Annotated in this window: 14 protein-coding genes and 1 pseudogene; 6 read left to right on the top strand and 9 right to left on the bottom strand. The window is 48.6% G+C overall.

What is annotated here, in order from left to right:
• Positions 1–2: 2 nt before the first annotated feature.
• Positions 3–656 (top strand): CBS domain-containing protein, encoded by a 654-nt coding sequence (locus FC82_RS08055; protein WP_056996684.1) that lies wholly within the window; start codon positions 3–5, stop codon positions 654–656.
• 712 nt (positions 657–1,368) lie between these two features.
• On the opposite strand, the gene FC82_RS08050 is transcribed toward FC82_RS08055, so the two are convergent.
• Both FC82_RS08050 and cls read right to left on the bottom strand, forming a co-directional pair.
• Positions 1,369–1,992, bottom strand: a complete 624-nt coding sequence (locus FC82_RS08050) for a sugar O-acetyltransferase (protein WP_054758753.1) — start codon at positions 1,990–1,992, stop codon at positions 1,369–1,371.
• Positions 1,993–2,810: 818 nt separating this feature from the next.
• Positions 2,811–4,265: pseudogene (cls, locus tag FC82_RS08040) on the bottom strand (cardiolipin synthase).
• A gap of 70 nt (positions 4,266–4,335) precedes the next feature.
• Here cls and FC82_RS16995 point away from each other — a divergent pair.
• Positions 4,336–4,509 carry a hypothetical protein gene (locus FC82_RS16995; protein ID WP_191982934.1) on the top strand — a complete coding sequence of 58 codons (174 nt, stop codon included), beginning with the start codon at positions 4,336–4,338 and terminating at the stop codon, positions 4,507–4,509.
• A 307-nt stretch (positions 4,510–4,816) separates the two neighbouring features.
• Here the strand turns inward: FC82_RS16995 and FC82_RS08035 are convergent, their stop codons facing one another.
• Positions 4,817–5,923 (bottom strand): hypothetical protein, encoded by a 1,107-nt coding sequence (locus tag FC82_RS08035; protein WP_328585560.1) that lies wholly within the window; start codon positions 5,921–5,923, stop codon positions 4,817–4,819.
• Positions 5,924–6,246: 323 nt separating this feature from the next.
• Positions 6,247–7,101 (bottom strand): DNA/RNA non-specific endonuclease, encoded by an 855-nt coding sequence (locus tag FC82_RS08030; protein ID WP_056996683.1) that lies wholly within the window; start codon positions 7,099–7,101, stop codon positions 6,247–6,249.
• 260 nt (positions 7,102–7,361) lie between these two features.
• On the opposite strand from FC82_RS08030, the gene FC82_RS08025 reads away from it, so the two are divergent.
• Entirely contained in the window at positions 7,362–7,925 is a 564-nt protein-coding gene (locus tag FC82_RS08025; RefSeq protein ID WP_054758758.1) for a hypothetical protein, read from the top strand.
• An 88-nt stretch (positions 7,926–8,013) separates the two neighbouring features.
• Here the strand turns inward: FC82_RS08025 and FC82_RS08020 are convergent, their stop codons facing one another.
• Both FC82_RS08020 and FC82_RS08015 read right to left on the bottom strand, forming a co-directional pair.
• The gene (locus tag FC82_RS08020) at positions 8,014–8,304 is read right to left on the bottom strand and encodes a hypothetical protein (RefSeq protein ID WP_056996682.1); all 291 of its coding nucleotides are present in this window, start codon (positions 8,302–8,304) and stop codon (positions 8,014–8,016) included.
• Positions 8,305–8,429: 125 nt separating this feature from the next.
• Positions 8,430–10,037, bottom strand: a complete 1,608-nt coding sequence (locus FC82_RS08015; RefSeq protein ID WP_056996698.1) for a polysaccharide biosynthesis protein — start codon at positions 10,035–10,037, stop codon at positions 8,430–8,432.
• Positions 10,038–10,368: 331 nt separating this feature from the next.
• Here FC82_RS08015 and FC82_RS08010 point away from each other — a divergent pair, with 331 nt between their 5' ends.
• The 3 genes from FC82_RS08010 to FC82_RS08000 all read left to right on the top strand — a co-directional run bounded on the left by FC82_RS08010 (position 10,369) and on the right by FC82_RS08000 (position 12,902).
• On the top strand, positions 10,369–11,202 hold the full coding sequence (locus tag FC82_RS08010) for a phage integrase N-terminal SAM-like domain-containing protein (protein ID WP_056996681.1): 834 nt from the start codon (positions 10,369–10,371) through the stop codon (positions 11,200–11,202).
• Between the two features lie 26 nt (positions 11,203–11,228).
• Positions 11,229–12,368 carry an NADH-dependent flavin oxidoreductase gene (locus FC82_RS08005; RefSeq protein WP_054758767.1) on the top strand — a complete coding sequence of 380 codons (1,140 nt, stop codon included), beginning with the start codon at positions 11,229–11,231 and terminating at the stop codon, positions 12,366–12,368.
• 210 nt (positions 12,369–12,578) lie between these two features.
• Positions 12,579–12,902 (top strand): hypothetical protein, encoded by a 324-nt coding sequence (locus FC82_RS08000; protein WP_054758768.1) that lies wholly within the window; start codon positions 12,579–12,581, stop codon positions 12,900–12,902.
• A 250-nt stretch (positions 12,903–13,152) separates the two neighbouring features.
• Here FC82_RS08000 and lpdD read toward each other — a convergent pair whose 3' ends face one another.
• From lpdD to FC82_RS07985, 3 genes are all read right to left on the bottom strand, one after another.
• Complete coding sequence (lpdD, locus tag FC82_RS07995; RefSeq protein ID WP_054758769.1) at positions 13,153–13,548, bottom strand: prenylated flavin chaperone LpdD; 396 nt, start codon at positions 13,546–13,548, stop codon at positions 13,153–13,155.
• Positions 13,548–14,153 carry a UbiX family flavin prenyltransferase gene (locus FC82_RS07990; RefSeq protein WP_054758770.1) on the bottom strand — a complete coding sequence of 202 codons (606 nt, stop codon included), beginning with the start codon at positions 14,151–14,153 and terminating at the stop codon, positions 13,548–13,550. Before FC82_RS07990 ends, lpdD begins: the two co-directional genes overlap by 1 nt.
• 84 nt (positions 14,154–14,237) lie before the next feature.
• Entirely contained in the window at positions 14,238–15,713 is a 1,476-nt protein-coding gene (locus tag FC82_RS07985; RefSeq protein WP_054758772.1) for a UbiD family decarboxylase, read from the bottom strand.
• Between the last annotated feature and the right edge of the window lie 101 nt (positions 15,714–15,814).

Below are 15,814 nucleotides of genomic sequence, written 5' to 3'. Positions count from 1 at the left end.
CAATGAGTGTTGCAGATTATATGACAAAAAAGGTGATCACCATTTCACCGGATACCAAAATCAATGTGGCCATCAACACCATGAAGGACAATGCCATCCATCGGTTACCAGTTATTGACGGTAATCAGTTAGTCGGCCTTGTGACGGAATCATCCATCTCTGAGGCATCACCATCCAAAGCAACCAGCTTATCGATCTACGAGGTGAACTACCTCTTTAATAAGATGACCGTCGGCGAAGTCATGGTCAAGGACGTGAAGACCGTTGCCCAAACGGCGCAATTGGAAGATGCCATTTATCAAATGCGTCAAAACAATATCGGCGTGCTGCCAGTCATGGACGGTGCTGACGTGGTTGGCATTATTACCAATAACGACATCTTAAACGCCTTTTTGGACATCACCGACTACTACAAGGAAGCGACCGTTGTCCAGATTTTCATCAAGAAGGACCGTACCGGCGTCATCGGCGAAATCGGCACGTTAATGGCCGAGCACGCCTTCAATATTCAAACGCTCATGGTCACCCGTAATCTTGGTGAGATTATGATCGAAATGCACGTTGACCGTGCTGACCGGGATGCTGTTAATACTGTCCTGACGGAGGCTGGGTTTGAGGTTCGGTTTGTGATCGATCAACCGGAGCATCCGGCATAGTATTTAGAACTTGTTTTATATTTAGTTGCTGCTCGCGTTGCATGCCGCAATTTGGTACTCACTAGGCGCTCACTTAAAACACCAGTTAATGTCAAAACCAGTCAAAAACCGTTCGCAGAGAATCCGCCCTCAACGCAAATAAAACCATTGTCAGCGAAGCTTCGCCTGTGGTGTTGGGATAGTCTTTGTCACTTAACAGGGTAATAGATAGCACTGTTTCTTTGCAGCGTATGCACCTTGACCTGCAGTCTGCTTGCTAAACGTCACGCCTTCCCTAAACTGGACCAATCACTTGAACGTCGTCGTTTGGGAGCGTTCAGTTAACATATTTAAACCCAGTGCACTGTTAACTTCTTCAACCAAAACACACATTGCTGACACCTATTTCGAATGCCAAACATCGAAATGGCCTTTGCCTCAGTAGTTGCCCATCCGTTTGCGACTGTCTTCGCCGGTCATCACAGGAGATCCTGTCAGGTTGACGGTTCGAATCTCGGCTTCTGGAGGTGTTGGCAATGTGCTGCGTTTCATCAAGTACGAGATTCTTCGTCTCGCCAGCACCGCGGTGATGGCCCGTGATGTGTTTTTCCTACTACACACCCAAAAAGCACCGGCACAACTGCCTCCACAGTTTTGTCGGTACTTTTATGTGTGCTATTTTGCTTAAGTTGCGTGCCAAATTGAGACATACGATGACCAACCCAGTAAACGCCTATTTGTGTTCTGGAACGTTCACCTTCGACCAGTCGATCTGCCGGTCCTTAAAGTAATAGGCGCGGTCGTGATCGTTGACTTCGCGTATGACGTGCGCCGGTGTTCCGACCGCCACGATATTATCAGGCAAGTCCTTAGTAACAACACTGCCAGCACCGATGACAACGTTGTTGCCAATGGTGACACCAGGCAGCACTATGACGCCGGCACCCAACCAGCAATTTTCACCGATATGGATCGGCATGTTGTACTGGTACTCTTGCTCCCGTAATTCTGGCAGGATCGGGTGGCCAGCTGTCGCAAGCGTCACGTTGGGACCCAGCATCGTATGGGCACCGATATAGATATGCGTGTCATCGACAGCTGTAAAATTAAAGTTAGCGTACACGTGTGCGCCTAAATGCACATGTGCGCCACCCCAGTTAGAATGGAAAGGCGGTTCAATGTAGCACCCCTCCCCGCATTCCGCTAGCATATTTTGCAACATTGCGTCTCGTTTTGCCCCTTCCGTCGGTCGGGTATTGTTAAAATCGTACAGTTTATCTAAACATTTCGTTTGTTCGGCCAAAATGGCATCGCCGTTTGGCAGGTATAAGCTGCCATCATGTAATTCTTCGTTCATCGGTGCACCTACATAGGGTTTATGGGTCTAGTGTACCAGATTATGTAACCGGTTTCTTCATTTAAAATGTTTGTCGCGATGCTGTTTTTGGCATCGTCGCCGAAACGTGTTTCGAAAGGCTAAGGGGCGGCCATATAAGGGACTTTGGCAAAAAATCCTGGCCCGGGATGTCAGTTTGCTTATTTTGAGTGCTTGTGGCGATGTTCTTTTTGGCATCGTTGCCGAAACGTGTTCCGAAAGGCTGAGGGCTCCTGCAGAAGAGACTCTGGTCAAAAAAGTCAGGCCCAGACTTTTCTGACCAGAGTCTCTTCTGCTCCGCCCTCAAAACGCCTTTCTCCACACTCTACAAAAAAACCGCCCCACACACTACCTTGGGGGCGGTTCTGAAACTTTTACCGCGAATGCACTTAACCCATGCATCCGTTTGTACCTTGCAGAAGGTTATCGACCAATTCCTAGATGAATCTAACTCTTGGAGCTCAATCTATCTGGTTTCGTCTGGTTATGCCAGAAGGTTTTTCAGCGGGCGCCAATCTTTTCTTTGGTTACCCGACTCCTCGATCTTTTACTGCTGGTCATAACGTCACTGAGTACTTCCATTTCACTTCCTACACACGACCCGCATGGTCTAGTATCGCCAAACAGCGGGCCACGTTGCTTCTCAGCAACGGTACTTCTCACGCTTCGATGTTTCTTGAAACAATCGTTCATAAACTGGTACAAGCTACATGTGACGTGGTGCCGTGTTACATTGGTCTTATCTAACCTTCCAACATTATAATACCCGAAAATGTAACCGTTTACAAGCAATTAGCTCATCACAAAATTGGCGATAAGAGTCGGGAGAAATTCTGCTTAAGACGCAGGTAAAACGACTGGTCCGCAAACATTTTCGCGGTGATCAATTCGCTCTTGCGAATGTCTCCTTCATAGATGTCTGCCAGTTGCTGAGCCAGTTTATGGTCGTACAAAAAGGCGTTGATTTCAAAGTTTAATTTGAAGCTTCGAAAATCCATGTTTGCTGAACCGACGGAGGCCAGATCATCATCCACCACCATGGTTTTAGCATGCAGAAAGCCGTTTTGATAATAGTAGATTTTGACGCCGATTTTCGCCAGTTCATGAGCATAGTACTGAGTTGCCCGATAAACGAAGGCGTGATCCGGCATGTGTGGTATCATGATTCGCACGTCCACACCTGCCATAACGGCGATGCGCAATGAATCCATCACGCTGTCATCCGGAATCAGGTACGGACTTTGAATCCAAACACGTTTCTTTGCAGATTGAATCAGTCGGATGTAGCCCATCTTGATTTGCTGCAAGTCGGAATCCGGCCCGCTGGTTACGATCTGTAGGTTACTATCGCCTTTAACGCGCGTCAGCGGGAAATACTTGGAATCGATGTGGTCGGTCGGCAGGTCAGCATCCCGGGCCGTTACGTTCCAATCCAGCGTGAATTGACTTTGCAAGCCGAACACGCCGGAACCGGTGATCCGTAAATGTGTGTCGCGCCAGTTGCCGAACTTTTTTTTACGACCGAGGTACTGGTCACCGATGTTGAACCCGCCAACGTAACCGACTTTCCCATCAATGACCACGATTTTTCTGTGATCACGGAAGTTCAGTCGAAAATCGGTAAACAGTGACCGGGCCAAGAACGGTTCGGCATGGCCGCCGGCATCCAGCAGCGGTTTAAAGAAACGCCGGTAAGTCCCCATGGACCCAAACGGATCATAGATCACACGCACTTCAACGCCCGCTTTAGCCTTCAATACAAGCTGGTTCAGCATTCGGTTGCCGATTTTATCGTTATAGAACGAATAAAATTCCACGTGGATACTGCTTTTAGCACGCGCCATATCCTCAATTATTTCACGAAACAGGTCGTTACCATCCGTAAAGATCTTCACGCGGTTTTTTCGCGCCAGGAAGGCCCGGTTCGTGGTCATGAACATGCGGACCATGGACTTCATCGAATCAGAAACTTTATCTGCGAGCAGATTTTCATTTCCCAAAAAGTCACGCTGCTTCTTTAATAATTCATCCAGCTGCATCGTGACGTTGGATTTAACCTTGTACATCTTGTTTCGTGGCAGCTGACGCCCTAGAAACGCATACAACAAGAAACCCACAACCGGCAGAAATAACAGAACAAGCAGCCACGCTCAGATGGCCGCAATATCTCTCCGCTGTCTAAAAACCGTAATTATTGCTAAAATAACGTTAATGAAATAAATAATTTCAATAACCATCGCCCAAGAAATCGACATGTGACGCCCCCTTATCCTTATACGGGAATTATATCGTTTTAAAGGCCGATTTTCAAAACGCACGTTCAAATTGGATATCAAAGGAGTCTTTTCAATGTTGTCACAATTCATCACTGCCTATTACCACTTTGGCATGTTCCACATGTTTCACGTTATGTTCCGTGAAAACCCCGTCATTGGGATCGGCATCCTGGTCGCACTCGTACTTTGGTTGATCTATCGGTACTTTAATAACCGGAGATAGCTTGGCAGCCGACTTGCCACAAACGTTTTTCAGAATTAACGGAATACTTCCCTGCCCAACTTTGTACATTGGTTATCAACGTGTTGTTACGTTAGTGTGGTGCCAGTCGGCCGCATTTGCGCGGACCACTTAGAAAAGATGTGCACAACAAAAAAACGCGCTCAACGTAAAGTTGTGCAGCGCTTTTTTTATTTTCTAACCATCAAGTAATCACGCTGCTGTGTGCTGCAGCTGGAATTTGAGACACCGCTCAACATCAGCCACGAAACGATTGCGGCGCATTACTGAGGCTCCGCTAATCGATCAATCAATATTTATGGCTCGATTCTAATACCTCGGGCTGGTGGTTGCTCAGCAGATAGCCGTGCCCGCTCTTATCGAAAGCCAATCCCTCAAGTTCCCGTTTTGGCGATAACGATGACCAGTTGAAGTTGCCATTTGTCAGCGACCCGCGCCCATCCAGACGACTTGCTGTAAAGCTGGCGATCGAGCCATCCGAAACTAGGTAGAGTCGTTTCCGAACCGGATTATAACCCATCGACTGGATCCTCGTCCCAGGCAAGTGCTTGAGGATCTGGTGCGTTAAGTGAAACGACACATGCTTGGCACTGATTTTCCCTTTATAGACGTATCCGCCCGCACCGGGATTGGTCCAAAAATAAGCGTTACCGGACTTGTCAAACGCCAGGTCATGGCCACCAGGTACGTGCAGCCCGCCGGATGAAAGTTTAAACCGTACCATCCGGTCTGGCCGCAACGTTGACGGATTAATGTGTTGAATCTCGCCGTACATGCTGGTTGGCACCCGAGCACTCTTTTCCTTGTCGCGCCACATATAGAGCGCACCGCTCTTAAAATTGTACGCCAACGATTGGCCGTGACCGGTGGTAAACATCGGCCCGACTTTGATGGCTTTTTGAATCTTCTTTTGCAGGGCGGAATACTTGCCATTATGCTTTACGTAGACCGACTGCAACAGTTTCGGCGACGAGCGAATGCCCAGTTTATCCAACGTGTTCAGGTTGTAACGCACAATCTGACCCTTATTCTTTAAATTAGTTGGACAGTATACAACATACATTAAGCGACCCTTAGAAATTGCAATCGACTGTGGGTTTCCCCAACGCGCTTTGTTTCTCCCCGGTGACGGTAACAGGTATTTCGTTGTAAATGAGACCTTAGTGCCCTTCGTGGATTTGATGGTATGAATGCTGCCCGTCGCGTGCACGTAACTTTTTGGTACCTTGACGAAATGTACTTTACTGTCGTTGACCTTGCGCATTGATGACCGGTGGTACCCGACCAAACCAGATGTTTTTTGGTGCACGATTTTCCAACTTGCTGACGCTGATAGTGGCAGCATAAAAACCACCGCTGCAACACATGCAACGAGGCCTGCCATTCGATGTTTCACACTTACATCCCCCTAAAACGCTATGTTTTCATTTTGATTGACCCATGATGCTATGTCAGGATTTTTTTTCACGATTACTTCTATCATAGAACATTTTCGGGGGATGAGTGCACCAATTTTTTTCTTGTTTTCCCGTGTGTTGTGACGTGTTTGTAATGATGACACAGATAGCGTAAAGACTGCTGCGGTTATATTCTTCAATTTGGGATTGTTTTGCAGATGTTAACGCATGGGCGCTAAAATAATACGGTGACTGGTGGGCTAAAGATTACAATCTAAATCGCTCAGCACTATCAATGAAGTGGAGTCACTTAACCGTTACCCTATTGCGTGTTCGAGACCGTTGAATACCCCGTATCATAGTCAATCGTCGCCCCTGGTTGAACGTTAAAGATATAGATATTGAATCTGACCTGTTTGTCACCGATCGACTCACCTTGCATGTGCACGCCGCGAGCGACCAGTTCCTTTGCCTTAAAGATCGGTGTCACCTGATAACGCAGGTAGCTGTGCGGGTGTTCCTTCAGGTAGCTGGCGACCTCGTCTTCGTACTGTTCCATGTCTGGAGCGTTTAAGGAACGCGTCCCGGTCATCAAGTTTTTCAAGTTATTATTTTGACCAGTCAGCTGATAGCCAATCAAATGGCTTCGGTTATAGAGCCAGTCCATTTGGCCGTCGTAGGTCACCCGCTTATTATGGAAACCAGTCGGATCCACGTACAGCGGTTCCCGTTCAGCCGTTGGCATGAGTGCCTTGTTCAGTAACGCATCCGCCCCCGTGACCCGGTTCAGCGAATCCAGATGGTGGTATTCCTGCCACGGCCCCCTGGTCGTACTCAACTGAGCCTGCGTAAACGTGGGAACGTTCTTATTGACCTGAACGATTTGCTGATCCCTGTAGCGCAAATTGGCCAGGGCAGTTGTCCCCCTGGCCTTGGTGGTACCGGTTCCCGTGCTGGTGCTTGTATCGATACCGTTAGTGCCGCTGCTGCTGTTGTTGCTGCCCGTGGTCACTGATTTGATGAGTGATGACACTTGGCTTGTGATAGTCGGCTGGCTGGCGGCCGTTTTCGAGTTTGATTGACCGTCAGTTGCGGCTGAGATGCCGACAATCATGGCCACAAATAAAACGAGGTACGTGAAAAATGAATTATGATATCGGCGATACCGCTTTGGCATGCTGTCTTCCCCCCTGTAAGTCGCCTTCAAACTGCTGAATATCACCACTTCCCTAGGGATAATCAGCCAACTGTCTGATAAAAGTGGGTCGTTGCGTGACCCACTTTAGGTTTCTCGATTAATGGACACGTTTTATTTTACTAGGAAACATACGTTCGTGTAAAGACATTTTCGTTACTTTAATTTAACCTTTTATTAAAGCCCTAGTTATCCGAACGTCATTTAGATATGCTATACTATCGGCAATGAGGTGATATAAAATGAAGAAGAAGCAGACAAAAGCCCTGCTTTACAGTCTTGTTGCAGTATTGGCGATTTTTCTAGCCGCCTGTGGCAAACAAAGCCAATCCAAGAGTAACGAATCGGCCAGCTTCAAAAACGAGCCCACCACGTCAAAAACTTCTGACGTAAAGAGCACGGTCCTCAAGGGGGACGGTTTCTGGTACCTAGTAGGGTCCATTAACGGTAAGAGTAATTCAGGCATGGAGGCCATAGCATTTGATTCAGACACTGGCAAAGCAACCATGTATAACGTTGACAAGTACTACATGTCTTACGGCAACGCGCAAAAAGCAAACGCGTTGAACAAGGAAGGCACGGTCAACTACAGCTTCAAGCAAAACAGCAATAACCAAACCGTGATCACACTTTCCGGTAAGATGTCGGGTGTTCCATTTGACGAAACCCTTACCGTCAAGACTAAGACGCGCGGTAAAAACAAGAACAAGACGCTTAACATCAGCGGATACAAGGCCGTTCGTGATGTGGACTCAGACAAGACAAACATTGTCTTTGTTAGAGCGTACGCACCAAAAACTAAATAACACAAAAAATCCTAGCAGAAATTCTGCTGGGATTTTTATTTTGCTACATCTGCATTCAGTTGCAGTCTTTGAACTTTTCGGCTCAGCGTCAGTTATTCACGGTCCCTTGAACCAGCTTCATCACCACTGAAACCAACAGCAAAATAATTGGCAGAATCATGGTAACGTTACGCAGGTAGTAAGACAGTTGGTAAAAGCGGCCTGCCGTTTTGTTTGCCTTGAGAAAATCCTTTAACCACCAATATGAGATGCCAGTAATCAGCACGTAGTTGATTATCTGGGCAGTCAGCGAATGGTTCATGAAGATCGACGGCAGCATGGCTAATGCAAGCACACACCAAACGTCATAAATCGCAATGAATGTGCCAGTTCGTTTCATGACAATTGTCCCCTCTGCTATGTTTCGATCCCGATCCCGAAATACTCAGCTAGGCCACTGAGTTTAAACGTGAGCGGCGTTATTGCCGCGTTGTCATATTTCCCGGGAAATGCTTAAAATAATCATTACCGGTGCAGCATATTCAATCCGATTCGTTGACCAAAGACTTTCTCTGCCACACCAGTCGCGTTGGTCAGTACCACATAGACCGCCACGTAGATTAAGCCTAACACACCTGCCAGCAATAAAGCCAACATCTTTGAAACAACCGCCGTCAATACGTGATTTAACAGCAAAGTCACCACTACGAGTATCACCGCAAAAATCAGATTTAGTCGAATAATGGCCCACAGCTCACGTAAATGAATGCGGTAGTATCGTCGAATGTGATGCAGGCCCATCAAGATCAAGACACAGAACGCAATCGTCGTGGCGAGAATGGCGCCAAGTCCCTGCAGAGCGAATACAAGCGGCCATTGAAGAATAAGTTTGATACCTAGGCCGACAAGCAGCGTAACGGTGGCAAGTTTACTCATCCGCAGCGCCTGCATCAGTGTCAGCACGTCAATGCCCAGTCCCAAGGCAAAGCTTTGAACCACGTTATAAACGAGGTAGTGGGCACCGAGTTTATCGAAGTTGAAAAAGATGCCGTAAATGGGATAGGACAGCGCACTGATCATGATAACCATTGGCAGAAGTGTCACCAGCAACAGTTTCAGATTGTCAGTGATTAATTTTTCAATACTCTTGTAACTGGTCTTCACAGACGATAATTTCCCAGATATCAACGGCAGCGACGATTCTGAAACCGCCATGGCAAGCGAAATGACCACCGTGGTAATTTTATTGGGGTTGGCGGAAAAGATCGTGTACAGGTACTGAGTGTACCCCGCCGACATATGCAGACTGCCAATCAGGATCTGCTTGAAAAATAGTTGGTCGACCAGCTGACACAGGGTGATGCCGGAGCCCACGATAACAAACGGGATCGATTCGTAACTGATCATAAGGAGCGTCTTACTCAGTTGGCTGACCGAGGTGTCTTCAGCCAAGGCAGGTGCAGCCGGCTCCCCGCGATGGTGCCGAATCAGGCGCACCAACAAGTAACCGTAGCTGAACACCGCCCCAAAGAAGGCCGCCGCCACACTGATGTAGACCGCCTGAATATAGTTTTTATGAAGCACCTCAATAATGAAGTAGGTTCCTGCCAAAATGACGATGACCCGCACCAGTTGCTCCCACAGTTGTGACAGGCCGTACGGTTTCAGGTCGCCATTTCCTTGGAACCATCCCCGCAACGCGCTCATGGATGGTAAAATGACAATGGCGGGCACCAGCGCACGAATCGCCAGCGTCGCGTCACTGGTTGATTTTACCGGACTGCTGGAAGCCAGCAGCGGCGCAAATGCATACAGCAAAATGCCGCAGATGATACCCGATAGCAGCATGATCACGAACCCGGTCTGTGTCACCCGCTTCGCACTATTCGGCTTCCCCTGCCCATTGTAGTATGCAACCCGCCGCGCAATGGCGGATGGAAAACCTGCTGTACCCAGTGAAATAAACAGCGCATACGGGGTATAGGCACTGTTAAAAATGGCCTGCGCCGTCGTCTGGTGGCTTGGACTACCCAACATAGCCAACCACGGAATCAGGTACACAATGCCCAACACCCGCGAAAAAATGCTCCCAAATGAGAGCCAAAACGAGCCAGAAATTATTTTTGAATTCATATGTTTATCAACCAACCATCTTCCCTTTAATGCTGTTGTTGCTATTCTTACTAATACGTTCACTGCGTTGTTTTCGCTGCGGTTTGCCAATTGAGTACGGATAATCGTCGAACGCTATTGACACTTTTTAGTACTTCACCCGCGCATCACCCCAGCTCATAATGAGTAACCGGCAGCGACTCGCAACGATCAATGAGTCCCGTTATGAAACTACCATTATCAGCCTACAGGAACACCCGTGGCAACACAACACAGTAATCGTTTACAAAAATTATTTTTTCCGTTGTTTTTAATAAGTCACTAAGATAAAGTAAATGAAGGAGGCGCTTACATGGCGCATACAAACCAGTATCCATACCAAGATGTTTTTGAGCAATACCTGGAAAATGAGGGCTTGGCACAGCTCACGATCAACGAGTATCAAACGGTGCTGACGGACTTGTTCAGTTACATGAGTACATTTAACACGGGCTACCAGCGGGACCACCGAGTGGCAGCGCTGTTTGACCGTGACATCGAGCAGTATCTGGCGATGCTGATCAATGCGCGTCACGTGACAAATGGCACCTATAATAAAATGCTGTCACATATTAACATCTATTTCAAATACCTATTCACTCACAACTTAATTTCGCAGTTTCCGACGCTGACGCTGAAGGGCAAGTCAAAGGAACAATTGCGCGCACCGTCGACGAAGTGGCTGTATGCCCTGCCGGAGATCATGGCAAACGACCAGTTATCGTACTACACTCGGCTGACAATGCTGCTGACTAACCGCGGGTACACCGTAAAGGAAATGTTGACGCCAGGGTTCTACACCCAGCTGGATTCCCGTTCGTTCAACGACTGGGAAACAACATTTTGGGCCGAATTCACCAAGTTCATCACCCCGATTCAGGCCCGTCAGCACAGCCAGGACCTGTTTTTAAAACAACGCTTCGATGGCGACCCGCACCTTACTGTGCCTGGTTTGCATAAATACCTCAAACCGGACGAGAAATTGCTGGGCATCCCGCTGACGCCTACCAAGCTCTACCAAAGTATGGTCGTCAATTATTTTCTGACCCACGACAAACTTTCGGATCAGGAACTGGCCGCTAACCTGCGTCTCGACCCCCAATCCATTGCGTACTATCATCAATTAGCGACTGCCGTAAAATCTTAGGCGGTGGTTTTGAAAGGAAGATTCCAATGACCAACTATCAATTTCTGAAGCCCTACACCTTACGAAACGGCGTGACGATTGCCAATCGCATCGCCATGTCGCCAATGACCGAACAATCCAGTTTTGAGGACGGCACCACTACCAGTGATGAACGTGCCTACTACAACCTGCGCGCTGGCGGTGTCGGCATGCAGATCACCGGCTGTGCCAACGTTAATGATCTTGGTAAGGGGTTCGAAGGCGAACTCAGCGTTGCGCATGACGACATGCTGCCAGGGCTCAAAAAATTAGCAACGGCTATGAAAGTCGGCCACACCAAAGCTATTTTGCAGATTTTTAGCGCCGGTCGTATGAGCAATGCCAAGATTCTTCGCGGTGAGCAGCCCGTTTCAGCCGGAAACGTCAAGGCTGATCGACCAGGGGCCGAACAGCCGCGGGCACTCTCAACGTCCGAAGTTGAGGAAACCATCATGGATTTCGCGAAGGCCACCCAGTTGGCAATCGATGCGGGATTTGACGGGATTGAGCTCCACGGCGCCAACACTTATCTCATTCAGCAGTTTTTCAGTCCGCTGACTAACCAGCGCGACGATAAGTTTGGCGGCTCACTCGAAAAACGGATGACCTTCCCGTTAGCCGTGGTCAAGATTTGCGCCCAGGTAATTGCCAAAGCCAACCGCCCATTCATTTTGGGATATCGTTTATCCCCTGAAGAACGCGAAACGCCCGGCATCCGCATGGCTGACACCTTGGAATTGGTCAAGGCTCTGAATAAGACCCCCATTGACTACCTGCACATTTCGCTAGCCGACGCCTGGGGCAGTTCCATCGTGGACGCCAATGACAAGCAACCGGTCTTCGAGAAGATTAAAGAAGTTCTCGCACCAGGCCTGCCGCTCATGGTCGTCGGTCACCTCGCCAGTCCCGCCCAAGTCGAGAAACTCATTTCCGAAAACGTGGACTTTGCCGCTCTGGGCCGTGAAATGATCCGTGAACCAAAGTGGGTCCAAAAGGTCGAAGCCGGTGAAGAAGACAGCATCCGCTATACGTTCGCGTTAAGCGATGTTGACGAGTTAAAGGTCACCAAACCGCTGCTCAACTTCCTGCTGACCGTATTCCGGCGCGGATTCCCGTTGATTACAGATGACAAACAAATTCAACATTAATGTAAAAAGCGTAAAGCCTCTGTGAAATCGCGTTCAGGATCAGTGCTAGCACAATTGCGATGTGCCTCACCGCAGCACCCGATCCGCGGTTCGCAGGTCAATGCAGGTCGTAAATTGAATTAATGGACTGTTAGCCCAAATTACAAACTAATTAAATCGCTTTCATTCTCCCGAGAATAAGGTATGATAAAGAGAAAAGGAGTGATGGAAATGGCAAAAGAGATTACCGTTGATCTGTCAGACTTACAACGCATTGCTGACAAACACACTGAAATCATAAAGGACAACCCCTGGTTGATCCCGGCAGGACTGGCACTTGAACTGATTCCGTTAGCCCTGTTCATTCACGGCCGGGCGCAAAATGGGATTTACCGCAAGAAATTGCAGATCGAACGTGAAAAGACGAGACAGTTGATGCTGCAGTCCCACGGTCATTGCCATCACCACTACAAGCATAAGGGTGGCCACGGCCACCATGGTCCTGACATAAAACAGTTGGCCGACACACGTTCAAAGAAAAATGAAGACTATTAACGCACACTACTGCGCTTTTCGATGACAGCATATCTTTAAAAGGGATGAACCTTCAGTTAATTCACAGCTGAGGGTGCATTCTTTTTATTATCACAACACCCAATTTCAATATCAAAGCATTCATCACGATTCTAAATTAAAATTGTTTCACATGAAACATCAAAAACAAAAGGCTGCTGCGACACTTGTTTATGTGTCACAGCAGCCTTTGACTAGTCAGTAGTAAAATCACATTTATCTATCAGACACCCTATTTCGAAAATCGTTCAACCGGTTTCGCCGCTGGATGATCCGCAAGCCAGGCAAGGATCTGGTCACCCAAATCAGTGACCATCCCCTGCGTCGCTTGCATCTGTGCCGGTGTGATCTCATTTACGTGCATGCCGCCAATGATCATCGCATTGCTCTGCAGGTTCGGCCGCAACTGGGTCGCCAACTGTTCCGTCAGCACCCCTTCTTGGTGATGATGGCCGGGACGGCTTGGCATCGCAATCGTAGCCGGTGCTTCCTGTTGGCTGACAGTAGTTACCACACCATAGTGCGGCACGTCACCGCCGATCAGCTGAATCAGCAGGTCCTGACTCTGACGCGTCACGATGGCCTGCATCGTAAAGCCGGCGCGCGTGACTGAAAACGTGAGTGGCATTACGCATTCCCCTCCCGTTTTGCAGCAGCCTTTGCCTCGTTGAGACCCTGCCAGCGTCCCTGAAAATCATTACTGATGTGCAAATGGTCCAGCAGTTTCATCGTGTTGTGATTGACTAGATCATCAATCGTCTTTGGGTTGTTATAGAAAGCTGGAATCGGTGGGATGATTTCCACACCCATTTTGGCCAGTTTCAGCATATTCTCCAGATGGATTTGATTGAACGGGGATTCCCGCGGCACGATCAGCAACGGTCGATGTTCCTTAAGTGTGACATCAGCTGCCCGGGCAATTAAATTATCCGCCAGGCCAACCGAAATGGCCGCCACAGTCTTCATGCTGGCGGGCACAATCACCATGCCGTCGTGCTGGAACGAACCGCTGGCAATCGTTGCGCCCAGGTTGCGGTCATCTTCGACAACGTCGGCCAGGTCCTGCACGTCCTTGAGCGACCATTCCGGGGCCTCCACCGCTAGATTCTCCTTAGCCCAGCGACTCATAACCAAGTGCGTTTCAACGTCTGGTTGCGCGTGAAGTGCTTGCAGCAGACTGATACCGTAAATGGTACCGGACGCGCCGGTGATACCAACAACGATTCGTTTCATTTTAATCATCCTCTCAATCATTAATCATCCTTAGAATTTTCGCTAAGGTCGTACTGTCCATGCACCGCATAACTGGTCGTTACGTTATTCTAGGTACTCTTTCCAGTTAGGCATTTCCTTAAATGGTGCCCGTTTAAATTTATCTTTCATATCAAAGGGCACGGTACCGTCCAAAATGAGTTTGGAACTCATGCCCCGAATCCGAATTCGCGCTGGGTCGTATTCAGGCAATTCTGACGGATCCAGCGGGTGGTTACGCATGCCTTCCAGCACCATGATGTCCTTGTCGGCCTGGAACCGGGTGTTAACGGTCCACATCACATCGTTCCAGTCGAAGATATCGACATCTTCATCGACCAAAATGACGGTCTTGAGTTCCTTAAACGCTGAGAACGCTAAGATTGCAGCTTGTCGTTGAATCCCCTCATCCGCCTCGTCTTCTTTGTGGATCTGCATAATGATCATGAGCTTCCCACCACCAGCCGGTGCATTGTACACGTTCTTCACCTTACCGGGAATAGCACGATCAACAAGGTTCAAAATTGAGGCTTCAGTTGGGATGCCAGCCATTGAAACATGTTCTTCGGACGGGCCGATAACCGTTTGCACAATTGGGTTGTCCTTTCGGTGGGTCACGGCTTTAATCTTGACCACGTTAACGGCTGGGTTGGCGGTGCCGTTATAACCTGGAAACTCTGGCATAGCAAAGCCGGTATTGGTGTTGATGTCCTCTTGCATGTGGGTGTTTGGTAAAATCTCACCCTCAATGATCCATTCAGAGCGGGCAATCCCCAACTGATTGACGGCAACCCCGTTGACCAGTTGAACGGGTTCGTCACGCAACGCACCAGCTACCTGTAATTCATTGTAGCCCAGTGGTGTTGTCGGCGGCTCGAAAGTGGCGCCAATGGTAATGGCGGGATCCAACCCGATATTGATTGTGATCGGCATCGGTTCGTTTTTCGCCTCGTATTCCTTTAAGAAGGCGCCTAAATGACGACCACCGGGCATGATGTACATACCGATAGTATCCTTGCCTTCCAACACCATTCGGTGAATCGTAACATCGCTTTGCTGGTTGTCAGGACTGGAACCATAGACCACCCCAACAGTGATGTAGGGGCCAGCATCAACTGGTGTGTTGGTTGGTGCCGCCAGCAGTTTGCGAATATCAAAGTCCGGGTCCGTTGCCTTGTGAACAACTTCCTGCGCTGGGGCAGCATCGTGAGCGACCTTCACCGGTTCAACAGGATGGGTCACCGCGTCGTTTAACAAATGGCCCAACGTTTTGTAATCGTGATGCAGGATCTTCCCGACCCGCTTACGACTGGCCATCAGACCAATCAGCACGCGACTATCTGGGAAACCAGTGACGTTGTTAAACATCATCGCCGGACCCTCAGTCGTTGGCCGCTGCACAGTACCGCCAGCACCAATGTAACGGTACACGCCAGCTAAATCAGCTTCTGGATTAATTTCTTTATTGGTTTCATGGTACTGTGTCGGATCATCCTTGATCTCGGCCAGCACTTTTCTCAAATCATACGGTTCTTCACTCATGTCATGACCTCCGTTTCTTGATTACAATGCCCATTATGCCGAGTTCATTCATTGGAAACAATTCTGATTCTAAAAAGAACCATTCCGTTATGGAATAGTTC

Origin of the sequence: Secundilactobacillus collinoides DSM 20515 = JCM 1123 (assembly GCF_001435975.1) — a bacterium.
In the GTDB taxonomy this organism is placed as follows: Bacteria; Bacillota; Bacilli; order Lactobacillales; family Lactobacillaceae; genus Secundilactobacillus; species Secundilactobacillus collinoides.
This window is presented reverse-complemented; position numbering and strand designations above follow the sequence as displayed.

What these genes read in the sequence shown, in the direction of transcription:
- FC82_RS08055 (WP_056996684.1), top strand. Translation starts at nt 3, where the DNA reads ATGAGTGTTGCAGATTATATGACAAAAAAGGTGATCACCATTTCACCG.
- FC82_RS08050 (WP_054758753.1), bottom strand. Translation starts at nt 1,992, where the DNA reads ATGAACGAAGAATTACATGATGGCAGCTTATACCTGCCAAACGGCGAT.
- FC82_RS08030 (WP_056996683.1), bottom strand. Translation starts at nt 7,101, where the DNA reads ATGCCAAAGCGGTATCGCCGATATCATAATTCATTTTTCACGTACCTC.
- FC82_RS08025 (WP_054758758.1), top strand. Translation starts at nt 7,362, where the DNA reads ATGAAGAAGAAGCAGACAAAAGCCCTGCTTTACAGTCTTGTTGCAGTA.
- FC82_RS08020 (WP_056996682.1), bottom strand. Translation starts at nt 8,304, where the DNA reads ATGAAACGAACTGGCACATTCATTGCGATTTATGACGTTTGGTGTGTG.
- FC82_RS08015 (WP_056996698.1), bottom strand. Translation starts at nt 10,037, where the DNA reads ATGAATTCAAAAATAATTTCTGGCTCGTTTTGGCTCTCATTTGGGAGC.
- FC82_RS08010 (WP_056996681.1), top strand. Translation starts at nt 10,369, where the DNA reads ATGGCGCATACAAACCAGTATCCATACCAAGATGTTTTTGAGCAATAC.
- FC82_RS08005 (WP_054758767.1), top strand. Translation starts at nt 11,229, where the DNA reads ATGACCAACTATCAATTTCTGAAGCCCTACACCTTACGAAACGGCGTG.
- FC82_RS08000 (WP_054758768.1), top strand. Translation starts at nt 12,579, where the DNA reads ATGGCAAAAGAGATTACCGTTGATCTGTCAGACTTACAACGCATTGCT.
- lpdD (WP_054758769.1), bottom strand. Translation starts at nt 13,548, where the DNA reads ATGCCACTCACGTTTTCAGTCACGCGCGCCGGCTTTACGATGCAGGCC.
- FC82_RS07990 (WP_054758770.1), bottom strand. Translation starts at nt 14,153, where the DNA reads ATGAAACGAATCGTTGTTGGTATCACCGGCGCGTCCGGTACCATTTAC.
- FC82_RS07985 (WP_054758772.1), bottom strand. Translation starts at nt 15,713, where the DNA reads ATGAGTGAAGAACCGTATGATTTGAGAAAAGTGCTGGCCGAGATCAAG.